This is a genomic window from Arthrobacter sp. BL-252-APC-1A (genome assembly GCF_009696625.1).
In the GTDB taxonomy this organism is placed as follows: domain Bacteria; phylum Actinomycetota; class Actinomycetes; order Actinomycetales; family Micrococcaceae; genus Arthrobacter_B.
On the sequence record NZ_VULS01000010.1, the window covers coordinates 41,733 to 54,950 of the forward strand.

Annotated in this window: 14 protein-coding genes; 1 reads left to right on the forward strand and 13 read right to left on the reverse strand. The window is 65.7% G+C overall.

The genetic code is table 11. The features are described from left to right. Positions 1-2: 2 nt before the first annotated feature. The 10 genes from FYJ28_RS14370 to flgB are packed head-to-tail and all read right to left on the reverse strand — an operon-like array spanning position 3 to position 8,216. Positions 3-1,304 carry a flagellar hook-length control protein FliK gene (locus FYJ28_RS14370; RefSeq protein WP_154579772.1) on the reverse strand — a complete coding sequence of 434 codons (1,302 nt, stop codon included), beginning with the start codon at positions 1,302-1,304 and terminating at the stop codon, positions 3-5. Next, a complete protein-coding gene (locus FYJ28_RS14375) occupies positions 1,301-1,966 on the reverse strand; it encodes a C40 family peptidase (RefSeq protein WP_154579773.1) in 666 nt (221 codons plus the stop codon). Before FYJ28_RS14375 ends, FYJ28_RS14370 begins: the two co-directional genes overlap by 4 nt. Next, positions 1,967-2,398, reverse strand: a complete 432-nt coding sequence (locus FYJ28_RS14380; protein ID WP_154579774.1) for a flagellar FliJ family protein — start codon at positions 2,396-2,398, stop codon at positions 1,967-1,969. Between the two features lie 2 nt (positions 2,399-2,400). After that, on the reverse strand, positions 2,401-3,831 hold the full coding sequence (locus FYJ28_RS14385; protein WP_082413477.1) for a FliI/YscN family ATPase: 1,431 nt from the start codon (positions 3,829-3,831) through the stop codon (positions 2,401-2,403). Further along, positions 3,828-4,448 (reverse strand): FliH/SctL family protein, encoded by a 621-nt coding sequence (locus FYJ28_RS14390; protein ID WP_055240728.1) that lies wholly within the window; start codon positions 4,446-4,448, stop codon positions 3,828-3,830. The genes FYJ28_RS14385 and FYJ28_RS14390 overlap by 4 nt, the downstream gene beginning before the upstream one ends. Next, a complete protein-coding gene (gene fliG, locus FYJ28_RS14395; protein ID WP_195840688.1) occupies positions 4,438-5,565 on the reverse strand; it encodes a flagellar motor switch protein FliG in 1,128 nt (375 codons plus the stop codon). The genes FYJ28_RS14390 and fliG overlap by 11 nt, the downstream gene beginning before the upstream one ends. Next, positions 5,562-7,172, reverse strand: coding sequence for a flagellar basal-body MS-ring/collar protein FliF (gene fliF, locus FYJ28_RS14400; RefSeq protein ID WP_055240727.1), 1,611 nt, complete (start codon positions 7,170-7,172; stop codon positions 5,562-5,564). The genes fliG and fliF overlap by 4 nt, the downstream gene beginning before the upstream one ends. Further along, positions 7,172-7,480: a flagellar hook-basal body complex protein FliE gene (gene fliE / locus FYJ28_RS14405; RefSeq protein ID WP_055240726.1), complete on the reverse strand. Its 309-nt coding sequence runs from the start codon at positions 7,478-7,480 to the stop codon at positions 7,172-7,174. Before fliE ends, fliF begins: the two co-directional genes overlap by 1 nt. Further along, the gene (locus tag FYJ28_RS14410) at positions 7,480-7,872 is read right to left on the reverse strand and encodes a flagellar basal body rod protein FlgC (protein WP_055240725.1); all 393 of its coding nucleotides are present in this window, start codon (positions 7,870-7,872) and stop codon (positions 7,480-7,482) included. The genes fliE and FYJ28_RS14410 overlap by 1 nt, the downstream gene beginning before the upstream one ends. After that, a complete protein-coding gene (gene flgB / locus FYJ28_RS14415; RefSeq protein ID WP_055240724.1) occupies positions 7,872-8,216 on the reverse strand; it encodes a flagellar basal body rod protein FlgB in 345 nt (114 codons plus the stop codon). Before flgB ends, FYJ28_RS14410 begins: the two co-directional genes overlap by 1 nt. Before the next feature lie 238 nt (positions 8,217-8,454). On the opposite strand from flgB, the gene FYJ28_RS14420 reads away from it, so the two are divergent. Then, complete coding sequence (locus FYJ28_RS14420) at positions 8,455-10,845, forward strand: ATP-binding cassette domain-containing protein (protein WP_154579776.1); 2,391 nt, start codon at positions 8,455-8,457, stop codon at positions 10,843-10,845. Positions 10,846-10,885: 40 nt separating this feature from the next. On the opposite strand, the gene FYJ28_RS14425 is transcribed toward FYJ28_RS14420, so the two are convergent. The 3 genes from FYJ28_RS14425 to fliD are packed head-to-tail and all read right to left on the reverse strand — an operon-like array spanning position 10,886 to position 12,997. After that, positions 10,886-11,230, reverse strand: a complete 345-nt coding sequence (locus FYJ28_RS14425; RefSeq protein ID WP_154579777.1) for a hypothetical protein — start codon at positions 11,228-11,230, stop codon at positions 10,886-10,888. Beyond that, the gene (gene fliS / locus FYJ28_RS14430; RefSeq protein ID WP_326831744.1) at positions 11,220-11,660 is read right to left on the reverse strand and encodes a flagellar export chaperone FliS; all 441 of its coding nucleotides are present in this window, start codon (positions 11,658-11,660) and stop codon (positions 11,220-11,222) included. The genes FYJ28_RS14425 and fliS overlap by 11 nt, the downstream gene beginning before the upstream one ends. Then, entirely contained in the window at positions 11,657-12,997 is a 1,341-nt protein-coding gene (fliD, locus tag FYJ28_RS14435; protein ID WP_154579778.1) for a flagellar filament capping protein FliD, read from the reverse strand. Before fliD ends, fliS begins: the two co-directional genes overlap by 4 nt. Positions 12,998-13,218: the final 221 nt, after the last annotated feature.

Here is a 13,218-nt window from a genome sequence, read left to right on the forward strand (position 1 = left end):
TCTCAGGCCAGAATGTCGAGGGTGGTTTGCGGCCCGTGTGCCACGGGACGGAAGATCTGCTGCACGGGAACTGGTCCGGCGTCGGGCTCTGCGCCGGTACGGGCCGTGCCGCGCTCCGGTGCTTCCCCGCGTCCTTCAGCCTCGGTCCCCGGCTGGTCCTGCGCGGAAAGGGAGAGCGACGCGTTCATGCCCGAACCGGAGAGGTCCCGGCGCAAATCCGTAAGGATGGTCCGCAGTGCTTCGCGGCCGGCATCATTCGGGGCGAAGAGCTCTACCCGGATACCGTCCGCGCTGACATGGGCGCGGACGGTGACGGGTCCCAGGTTCTCGGGGGTGACGCTCAGGGTCATGACGTGTTCTCCGGCTGCTGCCGAGCTCAGGCTAAACAGCGGCTGCGCCACCTGGGTCAGGAGCGGAGCCGGCTGGGCCGGCACCGTGGCCTGGACGGGCACCGGCGCGGCTACCTGGACTGCCGGCACGGATACGACGGGCGCGGCGGCTGCGGCCGCGGCAGGCTGGGCAGCCGAGGGGAGAACCTTGACCGTTTCCGCCGCGGCTTCGGCAGCCGGTTCAGCTCCAGCAGGGACCGGTCCGGCGGTTCCGCCCTGAAGCACACCGGATTGGAACGTGCCTGACGCGGCCGAAGCAGCAGGAAGCGTACCCGCTGGAGCGGCACCGCGGTCCGGACGGCTGGAAGGGCCGGTTCCAGTCCCCATGCCGGACCCGCCTGCGAACTGGGCTGCCGCCTGCGGAGCCTTCGCCGCCTCGCCCTGCGCTGCAGCGACCGGACGGAGGGTGTCGGTGTCCCCGTTGTCAGCGGAGGCCTGGTCGGCATCGGCTGGAACGGTTGCCGCAGCGATGCCTGCTGCAGTTGCCATGGCCGCTGCTGCCGGCGTTTCAGCCGTTCCGGGACCTGTGGCTGCCGGGAGCAAAGTGCCGTCGCCGGTGTCGTTGGTTAGGAGTGCTGACTCGGGATCGGTGCCCTCCGGGCTGCCCTCTGCGGTAGTCACCGCTTGCCGCGGCTGAAGTACCGCAACCGGGGCAACCAGCCCGTTCAGCAAAGACGTGTCAGCGTAGCTGAGGCCGGCTGCGCTGGCGGGCGTTTCCATGCCGGCAGGCATGGCTGCAGTCTCCGGCTCGGCAGGCTCTGCTGGGCTGGCGGGTGCTTCCGGCAGCGTCTCCGCAGCTGCGCCGGCTGCCGTTTCCAGGGCTGTTCCGAATCCGGTTCCGCCGTCGCTGCTGGACCGGGGACCGTTTCCGGCCGGGGAAAGCCGGGGAGTCAGGAATGTGACGGGGACGCTCATGCTCCGGCCCCCATGAGGGAAGCCTGCATGGCGCGGGCGGAAGCCACCATGTCAGTGATCGCCGCGGTGGCAGCGGGAGAGGCTGCGCCCGTAACGGAGGCTGCCTCGGCCGGGAGGATGCGCCGGATGGTCGTGATGTTGGCATCGGTCTCCCAGGCGTCACGGATCTGGATGGTCTTGCCCGGCTGCGGTGCGTCCACCACCTTGCCGTTGCCCAGGTAAATGGAGACGTGCCCGCCGTCGTGCGTGAACAGCAGGTCACCGGCCTGGGCCTGGGCGAGGGAGTCCACCTTGGTACCGGAGTTCATCTGGTCCCAGGTCACGCGCGGCAGGCTGTAGCCAAGATCCTTGAAGACGTTCTGCACAAAGGAGGAACAGTCCAGGCCCACCGCCGGATCGTTGCCTCCCCAGACATACGGAAGCCCAACGTACTTCTCTACCGAGCCCATAAGGGCCTCGTTGGAAGCCCCGCCGGGCAGTCCGGAGCTGGCTCCGGTCAGCGCGGAAAGGGTGGCAGCGAAGTCCCCGGCGCCGTTTCCGGCAGCCGTGGCCGCCGCCGGGCCTGCGGAGGTGCCCGCCGCGGCAGCGGCCGGGGTTCCGGACAGGGCGTCGATCGTGGAACGGATTTCCTGGATCCGGCCGATCGCGTCGGTCATGCTCATCTAGAGGGCTTCTTTCTGCCGGCGGTGCCAGGCGGTTCCGGCAAGTTCGTCCAGGATGTTCTGTTCAGTGCGCAGGTCTTCCACCGCAACGGCGTCTGAGTGCTTGGTTTCAAGCTTTTCCAGTCCTACGGAACGGGCGCGGGCAGCCTGGAACTCGGCCTGGGCCGAGTTCACTGCCGCGCCTTCGAGGGCTTCGGCAGCAAGCAGGTCTGCCAGCATGCTGCGCGATGAGGCACGGGCAGCTGCGATGGCGGTCAGGGTTGCTGCGTCGGCTGCTTCAAGGGGTGTCGCCGCCAGCGAATCGTAGGCCTCGCTGCGCGCTTCGGAACTCCGGCGCAGGGCCGCGTTGGCAGCTGCCAGGTTACCGGCAGCGCTGTCCTGCTGGAGCCGGCGCAGGCGCAGCAGGCCGGCAAGCGGAAAGTCTCGTCCCATTCTCAAACCCCCAAATTCAGTGTGAGCCGGTGCAGTTGCTCCCACGCGGCGTCGGCCGGTGTCTGTTCATCCATCCGCTGCTGCAGGAACGTGTTGATCATGTCTTCGTTGGCAACGGCCGCGTCTACCAGGGGATTGGTGCCGCGCTGGTAGGCGCCAACGTCAATCAGGTCCTGCGCTGACCGGCGTGCGGCAAGCACCCGGCGCAGGCCTGACGCAGCCTGGCTGCGGTCCTTTGGATTGACCCTGGAGGCCACGCGGGAAATCGACCCAAGGGCGTCCACGGACGGAAAATGACCTGCGACAGCCAGTTTGCGGTCCAGGACCACGTGGCCGTCCAGGATGGAACGGGCAGAGTCAGCGATCGGTTCGTTGTGGTCGTCTCCGTCCACCAGGACGGTGTACATGCCGGTAACGGAACCGGATTTGTCCGTGCCGGCGCGTTCCAGCAGCTGGGCCAGCAATGAAAAGGTCGACGGCGGGTAGCCGCGGGTTGCCGGCGGTTCGCCAACTGAGAGCCCTATTTCGCGCTGGGCCATGGCCACACGGGTCAGGGAGTCCATCATCAGCATGACGTCCGCGCCGCGGTCGCGGAAGGACTCAGCGATGCGGGTCGCTACGAAGGCTGCCCGAAGGCGCATCAATGCCGGTTCGTCAGAGGTGGACACAACAACGATTGAACGTGCCAGGCCCTCTTCACCCAGATCGTCCTCGAGGAATTCGCGGACTTCACGGCCGCGCTCCCCCACCAGGGCGATGACAGAGACCTCGGCGTCGGTGCCCCGGGCGATCATCGACAGCAGGGAGGACTTGCCCACGCCGGACCCGGCGAATAGGCCCATGCGCTGGCCCTTGCCAACGGTGGTCAGGGTATCCAGCACACGGACGCCAAGCTGCAGCGGTTCAGTGATTCGGGAACGCTGCATGGCTGAAGGGGTGTCGTGGTCCAGCGGGACGTACTGCTCCACGTGCAGCGGACCCTTGCCGTCAATGGGCCGGCCCAGTCCGTCCAGGACGCGGCCAAAGAGTCCGTTGCCGGTCGGCACACGCAGCGGCATGCCCTTGGACCGGGCAGGGCTGCCGGCGGTGAGGCCGGCAAGCCGTCCGAACGGCATGCAGCGCACACCGTCCCGTGTGGCGGCAACAACTTCGGCGTCGACGTCCGATCCCGGGGCGCCCAGACTGACCAGGTCGCCCACAGCACAGTCCAGTCCGGTGACTTCCACGCTCAGCCCGACGACGGTGGAGACCCGCCCTACCCGCTGCGGCCGGGCAGCGGCCAGTGCATGGTTGAATGCCTCCGCGCGGGGACGCCAGGTGGCTGGTTTGGATGCCGCGGCACGGCGCCGCTCGCGCCGGCTCGGCGGCACGGCGGCGTTGGGCGCGGCGGGGTCCTGGGCTTGCAGGGAACGTGGATCTGCCGTCAAGGTCATGGTGTGTCGTCCCCCAGCAGGGCTGCCTTGGCACGGGCGAGGGCCGTTCCCAGCGTCGCGTCAAGGAACCCGTCCGGGAACTCCGTGACCGCGTCGCCGCGTTTCAGGGACGCATCCGGGGTGAACACAACGCCGGCTTGGTTAAGTACATCGTCCCCCAGGACGGCAAGGTCTGCGGGATGCATCCGGACCTGATGGACCAGCCGGGTATCGACTCCGGAAAGCGCCCGGTCAAGGGCAGCCCGCGCAGAGGTCTCTCCATTGGCCAGTTCCCTGCCCAGCAGCGCTTCGGCCAGGTCCAGGGCAGCCGCGGCCAGTGAATCCTGGACCTCAGCCACCACTGGAACGGTCAGCTTGGCCAGGCTCTGCTCGGCGTTGTTCAGCAGCTGCAGGGCGTGGTCCGCGCGGGCGCGCAGGGCCGCCGTTTCGGCGTCGAACCGGATCCGAAGTTCTTCACGCAGACGCGCGGTCTCGGCCGCAGCGGCGTGCATGCCTGCTGCGTATCCAGCCGCGTGTCCCTGCGTCCGTCCCCGTTCCACGGCACGCTCCACGTCGTGGCCACCCAGCGCGGGGTAGGCCATGCGCGCGAAAGTGCGTTCCGGGGACTCAGTAGACATACTCTTCCTCGTCCGCGTGGTGGATGGTGATCGCACCCTGGGCTTCCAGGTCGCGGATCGCCCGCACGATCGTGGCGCGGGCCTCCTCCACCTGGGACAGGCGGGCGGGACCCGATGCTGCGATCTCGTCGTCCAGGATCTCGCGGTTGCGTTCGGAGACGTTGCTCCGCACGGTCTCCAGCACCGTCTCGCTGGCGCCCTTCATGGCCAGGGCCAGGACGCCGACGTCGATTCCGCGCAGCACCAGCTGCACATCGCGGCGTTCGAGCTTGGTGAGGTCCGCGAAGGTGAGCATCCGGGAGCGTACTTCTTCTGCCAGTTCCGGATCCCGGGCGTCCAGGGCTTCGAGGATGGCACGTTCGGTTGCGGCATCGGCCCGGTTGATGATGTCCACCAGCGGCTGGATGCCGCCGATCTGGTCCGCGGCTTCACGTGCGGCGCCGACGGCGGTGGCGCGCGCCTTGAGGGTCTCGGCAACAATCCGGATGGCCTCCGGTGTGGCCCGGGACATGTTGGCGATGCACTGCGCAATGTCGGTGCGCAGCTGGTCCGGGAACCCGCCGATTACGGCAGAGGCCCGCTGCGGACGCATGTGCGCCAGGACCAGGGCGATGGTCTGCGGCAGTTCGTGCTCAAGCAGGCTCACAATCTGGGAAGGTTCGGCCCGTTCCAGGAACTCGAAGGACTTGCCCGCCATCGAGGAGGCCAGCCGGTCCATCACGCCGGAGGCGCGTTCGGTGCCGAAGGAAGCCTCGAGCAGGCCCATGGCGACGTCGCGGCCGCCGTGGGCACGGCGCCGGCCGTCCACTGTCATGTCGTAGAACTCGTTGATGACCGATTCAACAACAGCCACGTCGACGCGGCGCAGGTTCACGATTTCTGCCGCGAGTTCCTGCGCCTCGGCTTCGGTGAACTGCTGGAGAACGGTGGCGGCGCGGGAGGTCTCAAGCTGCATGAGGATCACTGCAGCCTTCTGCATCCCGGTCAGCCTGGGCAGTACCGGGGTGGCCACGGGGGCGCGTACCGCTGGAACCGCTGCTGTGGGCGCTTCAGCCGGCCGTTCGGTGTCAGGATCCGGCAGAGTGGCTACTGCCGTTCCGGAATTCTGCTCGCTCATACCCGCTGCCCCTCATCCATGAAGTTGCGCAGATAGTCCGCGGTACGGACCGGGTCCTGCAGTGCCAGGTGGTCAAGTTCTTCGAGTTTGCGCTCGGAGTCCGCCGCGTTCGCCACGATCCGCAGTGAGGCCGTGTCAACCGGCGGCTCCAGGGCGGTCCGTCCCTGGTCCTGGCCAATCATGGCCAGGCCGGCCGGCGGGGCAAGGGGATCGAGTTCCGGCAGGATGCCAATGTCCACGGCCTGGCGGTTCTGCCGGCGTGAGCGCATGGCGTAGGCCACGAGGGCCAGGATGACGATGGCGACAATGCCGGCTGCCAGGATTCCCATCCGCACCAGCTCGGCCCGGCGTTCGGCTTCGGCTGCGGCGTCTGCCGCGGCCAGCGCTTCCTGGGCTGCTTCGGCGCCGCTGGCGTTGAAGGCCACCATTTCCACGGTGAGTTCATCGCCCCGTGCCACGTTGATGCCGGCGGCATTGGTAACCAGGGCGCGGATGTCCGCGACGTTCATGCCCGCTGCGGTTGCTGAGTTCAGTGCCACGGAGACGGTCTGCCGGTTGAGGGCACCGGCCGGGATTTCCCGGGTCTCGGTCACCTTGTTCACGGCGTTGTTCTTCGTGGTGGATTCAGAGGTGTACGCGCCGTCGTCGCCGTCTCCGTCCGGAACGGCGATGTTGTCCGGGCCCAGGATGCCCGCGGCCGTGTTGCCTGCTCCGCCGCCGGTGTATTCTTCGGTGGTGGTGGCTTCGTTCAGTGCGGGGTTCCCGGCCGGGTTGGTGAAGGTTTCCTCCACTCGGTTGGCGGATTCGTAGCTCATGTCCGCCGCAACAGCCACAGTGGCGTTGCCCGGTCCCACAACCTGGTCCAGCATGCCCTGGATGGAAGCTGCAATTCGCTGTTCGTAGTCGGTGGCCTGTTTGTCAGCCGACCCGGTGGCTCCCACGCCGACGGCGGAGAGCACGGTTCCGGCTGAGTCGATGACTGCCACGTTGGTGGCTTTCATGCCGTCGATGGCGGCAGAGGTGAGGTGGACGATCGCCTGAACCTGGTCACCGCTGAGCGTCACACCGTTCTCTGTGTCGATGAAGACCGAGGCGGTTGGGTCAACTTTTTCCGAGACGAAGACGGTGTCTTCCGGAATTGCCAGCTGCACGGAAGCTGTCTTCACACCGTTGAGCGCACCAATCGTCTTGGCGAGTTCGCCTTCCAGCGCCCGCTTGTAGGTCACGGACTGCTGGAACTCGGAGGAAGTCACGCCCATGTCATCGAGCAGGGAGTAGCCCCCGGTGGAGGACGCGGGCAGCCCGGCACCGGCGGCCTTGAGCCGCTGGTCGTATACGTTCTGCTCGGGCACCATGATGGTGCTGCCGCCGCCGGCGATCTCGTAGGGAACGCCGTCGGCCTGCAGCTGCTCAACAATGCTGTTGGCGTCTCCGGGCTGCAGCCCGGAGAACAGCGGAGTGAAGGAGGGCTTGGTGGCCCAGCTGGCCAGCGCGAAGATCCCGAGTGCCAGGACAGCGATCCCAATCAGCGCAAGAGTCTTCTGCGCCAAGGTGAACTGGCTGATGGTTTTTCCCAAACGGCCAAATGCCGCGTTCACCTGTGTCATTAGGCCTGCATCCGCATGATCTCGTTGAACGCGTCAACGCTCTTGTTGCGCACGGCGGCGACCAGTTCCAGCGTGACCGAGGCACGCGTGGAGGCGATCGTGGCTGCGTGGATGTCATCCAGGTCCCCGGTGACGGCCTTGACGGCCAGTTCCTTTGAGGCGGAGGAGAGCTGCTGCGCGTTGTCAACGGCACCGGCGAGCTGCGTCGCGAAACCTGAACCGTCCGTAGCCGGGACGGCCGGTGCGGTGTTCTCGATGTATGCGGTGGGCAGGGTTCCGGCAACGGCGCCGACTGCGGGAACGGGCATTAGGAGCGTCCAATCTGGAGAGCAGCTTCGTAGGTGGCCTTGGCACGGTCAACGACGGCGGCATTCGCCTCGTAGCCGCGCTGCGCCATGATCAGGGCGCTCATCTGTTCGGCCATATCGATGTCCGGGTAGCGGACGTATCCGTTTTCATCGGCGAGGGCATGGTTGGGTTCGTGGACCATCCGGCCCTCGGCGTCACCGTATTCAACACCGGAGACGTACACGCCGGTGTTGGCGGCGCCTTCCCTGGCGACCACGTACCGGGCCTGGAAGGCAGCGCCGTCGGTGGAGGAGGCGTTGTTCATGTTGGCGAGGTTGTCCGAGACAGCGTCCAGCCACTTGCGGTGGACGGTCAGGGATGTGCCGGCAATGCCGATGGCGTCAAATGTCATTACTGGGTCCTCATGGCGGTGCGGAGCGAGTTGGCTTCTCCGCCAACGGCCTGGGAAGCGAACTGGAACCGCAGGACGGTGTCGATGTTGGACAGCGTTTCGGTGTCCAGATTGACGTTGGAACCATCCAGGCGGGTCGGTTCGAGCGACCGGGCGGTGGCAGACTCCGTGAAGGACTTGCTTCCGGCCTTGACCGACTTGGCCAGGGCGTCTTCGAAGCTCACCCGCTGGGCGTGATAGCCGGGGGTGTTCACGTTGGCGATGTTGTTGGCGATGGCGCGCTGCCGCAGGGACAGGCCATTCAAAGCGCTTTGCAGCGCCACCGAGGACACGGAGTCGAACACAGGGAAAACCCGCTTCTTATGGGGGAACAGAGTGGCCTATCCGTGGCCTGTTAATTGAGCTATCCATGCTCACTGTTGGTTATCGGCGGCTTGACGGCGAGTGTAAGTACTTTCGGTTGGGACATAGGTATTTCCGGTTCCTGAAGTAAGTAGAAAACGGATCAGGTTTGGAGAAGCGCAGTTTCCCGGGCCCCGGTAACGTGGCACTTCAAACCACAGCTCGCCCCGAGGAGAAACCATGAGCACGGCAACGGACCCGGCAACACAGCACGATGCCGTTCATCCGGCGGACAGCCACGGACTGATCCAGGTTCTTGGGGCGCGGGAGAACAATCTCAAGAACATCAGCGTCGACATTCCCAAGCGCCGCCTGACGGTGTTCACCGGAGTTTCCGGCTCCGGGAAAAGCTCACTCGTCTTTGCCACGATTGCCGCCGACTCCCAGCGGATGATCAATGAGACCTACAGTGCCTTTGTCCAGGGATTCATGCCGAACCTGGCCCGGCCCGACGTCGACCGCCTGGAAGGGCTCACGACGGCGATCATTGTGGACCAGGAGCGGATGGGTGCCAATCCGCGGTCCACCGTAGGCACCGCCACCGATGCCAACGCCATGCTGCGGATCCTCTTCAGCCGGCTGGGCGATCCGCACATCGGCTCCCCCAACGCCTATTCCTTCAACGTTCCCTCAGTGAAGGCGTCCGGCGCCATCACCGTGGAACGCGGCGGCAAGACCAAAGCGGAGAAGGCCACGTTCAACCGGCTGGGCGGCATGTGCCCGCGCTGCGAGGGCATGGGGAACGTCAGCGACTTCGACCTCACCGTGCTCTTTGACGACTCCAAGTCCATCCAGGAAGGTGCACTGACCATCCCCGGCTACAGCATGGACGGCTGGTACGGGCGGATCTTCAGCAACACCGGACTCTTCCCAGCGGACAAGCCGATTGCGCAGTTCACCAAGAAGGAGCTGCAGGCTCTGCTCTATGCGGAGCCGACCAAGCTGAAGGTGGACGGCATCAACGTCACCTTCGAAGGGCTGATCCCGAAGATCCAGAAGTCCATGCTGTCCAAGGACCGGGAAGCGATGCAGCCGCACATCCGGGCCTTCGTGGACCGCGCCATCACGTTCAGCACGTGCCCGGAGTGCGGCGGAACCCGGCTGGCACAGGAGGCGCTGTCCTCGAAGATCAAGGGGAAGAACATCGCCGACCTGTGTTCAATGCAGATCAGCGACCTGGCGGCATGGGTGCGGAAACTCGACGAGCCTTCGGTGGCTCCGCTGCTGGCCGGGCTGCAGCACCTGCTGGATTCCTTTACGGAGATCGGACTCGGCTACCTCTCGCTGGACCGACCCGCGGGGACGCTGTCCGGCGGCGAATCCCAGCGGACCAAGATGATCCGGCACCTCGGCTCCTCGCTGACCGACGTCACCTACGTCTTCGACGAGCCGAGCATTGGACTGCATCCGCACGACATCGAGCGGATGAACCAGCTGCTGCTCGCGCTGCGGGACAAGGGCAACACCGTGCTGGTGGTGGAGCACAAGCCGGAAATGATTGCGATTGCCGACCACGTAATCGACCTCGGGCCCGGAGCTGGTTCCGGCGGCGGGGAAATCTGCTTTGAGGGCACGCTCGACGGTCTTCGCACTTCCGGGACCGTCACCGGCCAACACCTGGATGACCGGGCGCGGCTGAAGGACTCCGTGCGGACCGCTTCCGGGAAGCTTGAAGTCCGCGGTGCGTCGTTGAACAACCTGCAGGACGTCGACGTCGACATTCCGCTCGGCGTCCTCTGCGTCTTCACCGGGGTGGCCGGATCCGGCAAGAGTTCCCTGATCCGCGGGTCCGTGGCGAAGCGGGACGGCGTCGTCGTTATTGACCAGAGCGGGATCAAGGGGTCCCGGCGGTCCAACCCGGCCACCTACACTGGTCTGCTGGAACCGATCCGCAAGGCGTTCGCCAAGGCCAACGGGGTGAAGCCCGCGCTCTTCAGCTCTAATTCGGAGGGCGCGTGCCCGGTCTGCAACGGTGCCGGGGTCATCTACACCGATCTGGGGGTCATGGCCACGGTGGAGTCCACGTGCGAGGAGTGCGAGGGCAAGCGGTTCCAGGCCGCCGTGCTGGACTACACGCTGGGCGGGCGGAACATCGCCGAGGTGCTGGCCATGTCGGTCAGCGAAGCCGAGGCGTTTTTTGCCGACGGCGACGCGAAGACCCCGGCAGCCCATAAGGTCCTGGACCGGCTCGCTGACGTGGGGCTGGGCTACCTGAGCCTGGGCCAGCCGCTGACGACGCTGTCCGGCGGCGAACGCCAGCGCCTGAAGCTCGCAGCGCAGATGGCGGAGAAGGGCGACGTTTACGTCCTCGACGAACCCACCACCGGACTGCACCTGGCGGATGTCCAGCAGCTGCTGGGGCTGCTGGACCGGCTGGTGGATTCGGGAAAGTCGGTGATCGTGATCGAACACCATCAGGCGGTGATGGCCCACGCGGACTGGATCATCGACATGGGTCCGGGTGCAGGGCACGACGGCGGCAAGGTGGTCTTTGAGGGGACGCCGGCGGACCTGGTGGGCGGGCAGTCAACGCTGACCGGTGAGCATCTGGCGGCGTATGTCGGCGGCTGACTCCGGGGTTTAGAGGAGCGGCCGTAGCCTGGCTCGGTCCCTAGCCTGCGACGTCGAGGTAAACGGCTCCGCCGGAGGAAGCCGTGGGAACGCTGCGGATCAGTTCTGCCTGCTGCCGGATCATCCTGGATTCGCTGCGCAGCTGCGCGTACGCACGCTGCTGGGCCATGGACAGCAGCCGGGCCCGGGTAGCGTATTCGGCGGGCAGCGGTCCCAGCGCGTGCGGGGGATGCCAGGCGCTGGCGACGGTGCGGGCCTGGTCCAGGACGGTTGTGCCGTCCAAGAAAGCTTCAAGATTGTCCTCGAGCTGGGTCAGGACTTCATCCCAGCGTTCAAGGTTCTCCTGGTGCGGAGTCAGGTACTCTTCCACTGGTTCAGCCGACACCGAGGGTACCTCCGGTTGTTGCCGGTGCCGCGGCGGGTGCCTGGGCGGGCAGCTGGGCTGCGGCTTCATGCCAGGCGGCGCGGAGCGGTTCCAGCAGGTTGATGCACTCGCGGGTCATGGCTGCACTGTGCTGCAGATTGGCTTCCACCATGGCCTTCATGACGTAGCCGTAGATGGCCTGGAGGTTCTCGCCGCCTTCCCATTCGTCCACCTTGAGCGTGCCGCTGAGTTCAGCCACGATGCTCTGGGCATGGATCAGCTGCTCCGAGGCAACCTTCCAATTGCCTGCCTGCTGGGCTGCTTCAGCGCGGTTGAGGTCCAGCAGCATCCGGTCGTACAGCATGGTCAGCAGCCGCACCGGCGACGCCGACATCACGGCGTCACGAATGTATTCGGCCCGCTTGGCCTGCAGCCCGTAGCTCACGGTCACTTCTTTCCTGAGTTGGAGGAGCTCAGCGAGGCGAGCTGGCCGGTGAGCCAGTCCTGCTGGCTCTGCAGTTGGCTCAGCTTGACTTCCAGGTTTCCCCAGACCATTTTCAGCGTCGACTCACGGCTGGCCAGGCGCCGGTCCCAGTCTTCGATCTGGGTGTTCAGCGACCGGATCGTTGATTCCTGGCCGGTGATCCGCTGGGTGATCAGACCGTCGTACTTGTCGGATGCAACCTTGCCGGCCGTTTCCACCCGGCCCGCGATGACCTGCAGGGTTTCCTGGGTCTTGGTGGGGTCAGCAGCCATCGCCGCCGCGAATTTCTCGGCATTGAACTCTACGGTGCCGTCTTTGGTGATCACCACGCCGATCTCCGACGGGGAGCGTCCGTCAATCGGCGACGTCGCCGCCTCCATGATCTGCCGCTTGACGTCGCGGATCCCGGCGTCGCCGGTAAAGACTCCACCCGTGGCGCTGGTGTTGCCGGAGGACGTGGAAACGGTGACCGCACTGTTGCGGTTGATGTACGCGAACACATCCGACAGACCTGCCACCAGGTCTGAAGCGACCTTGGAGATCGCCTCGTCGTCGCGCGCAACGTTGATAGTCAGGGCAGTGTTGGCCGGAGTGTCGGCGGCAAGGGTGATGTCCACACCGGGCATCAGGGCTTTGAAAGTGTTGGTGGAGGAGGTGATCTCCTGAGCGGCCGGTGTGCCCGCCCACAGGGTGAGCTTCGCGTCCTGGGCCGTTTTGAGGACGTCCATGTCCGTGCCACCGAGACTGGCCGTGAACGCGCCTTCGGAGCCGGTTTTGGCAGCAGTGAACTGGACCCGGTATTGCTGGACCCCGTCCACGCTTCCGGTGGCAATCTTCACGCCGGTGACGCCGAGGTTGGCCTTGTTGACTTCGCTGATGACCTGGTCCAGGGACTTGTCCGTGGTGTCAAAGGACGTCACTGTCCCATTGGCCGAGATGGCCAGGACACTGTTCGAGGGCCACGCCGCCATGGCTGCAGACAGCGAAACCTGTGCTGTAGCGGTCTGGGAAACGGAAATATCCAGGGAGCCAGCCGCAGCGCCCGCCGTGGTGGTGGCAGTGACCTTATCCGAAGTAGTGCTGGCCTTAAAGAGATCAGTGCCGGCCGGATTCGAAACTTTGGCGGCGTTTTCAGCCAGCGAGGCAATCTTGGTGTTGAGGTTCTGCAGGGCCGTAATGAAGGTCTGGGTGGTACTGACCTTATTCTTCAGCAAGACCTGCGGACGTGCCTCAATGTCCATGAGCTGCTTGATCATTGCGGAGGTTTCAATTCCGCTGATCAGTCCGTCGATGCCTAGCGCCATGCGATTGCTCCTTGTACGTTTCCCTCAGGTTCTGGCCCGCCGCTGCGGAGGGAAGATGCCGGTGTGGTTCTGCTGAAATGGGACCGCTGGCCGAAGCCGGATAAAACGCCGCAGGCAGGGAATGGGCTGGCGGGAAAAGTGTGAGGTCCAAGTCATTCTTTTCCCGCCAGCGGCCATTCACCTGCCGGTCAAGCGGTTAGTGCTGCTTGCGGTGCAGCCGA

Bases quoted from the DNA above. Each gene is read 5' to 3' on its own strand.
- FYJ28_RS14370 (WP_154579772.1), bottom strand. From the start codon at position 1,304: ATGAGCGTCCCCGTCACATTCCTGACTCCCCGGCTTTCCCCGGCCGGA.
- FYJ28_RS14375 (WP_154579773.1), bottom strand. From the start codon at position 1,966: ATGAGCATGACCGACGCGATCGGCCGGATCCAGGAAATCCGTTCCACG.
- FYJ28_RS14380 (WP_154579774.1), bottom strand. From the start codon at position 2,398: ATGGGACGAGACTTTCCGCTTGCCGGCCTGCTGCGCCTGCGCCGGCTC.
- FYJ28_RS14385 (WP_082413477.1), bottom strand. From the start codon at position 3,831: ATGACCTTGACGGCAGATCCACGTTCCCTGCAAGCCCAGGACCCCGCC.
- FYJ28_RS14390 (WP_055240728.1), bottom strand. From the start codon at position 4,448: ATGTCTACTGAGTCCCCGGAACGCACTTTCGCGCGCATGGCCTACCCC.
- fliG (WP_195840688.1), bottom strand. From the start codon at position 5,565: ATGAGCGAGCAGAATTCCGGAACGGCAGTAGCCACTCTGCCGGATCCT.
- fliF (WP_055240727.1), bottom strand. From the start codon at position 7,172: ATGACACAGGTGAACGCGGCATTTGGCCGTTTGGGAAAAACCATCAGC.
- fliE (WP_055240726.1), bottom strand. From the start codon at position 7,480: ATGCCCGTTCCCGCAGTCGGCGCCGTTGCCGGAACCCTGCCCACCGCA.
- FYJ28_RS14410 (WP_055240725.1), bottom strand. From the start codon at position 7,872: ATGACATTTGACGCCATCGGCATTGCCGGCACATCCCTGACCGTCCAC.
- FYJ28_RS14420 (WP_154579776.1), top strand. From the start codon at position 8,455: ATGAGCACGGCAACGGACCCGGCAACACAGCACGATGCCGTTCATCCG.
- fliD (WP_154579778.1), bottom strand. From the start codon at position 12,997: ATGGCGCTAGGCATCGACGGACTGATCAGCGGAATTGAAACCTCCGCA.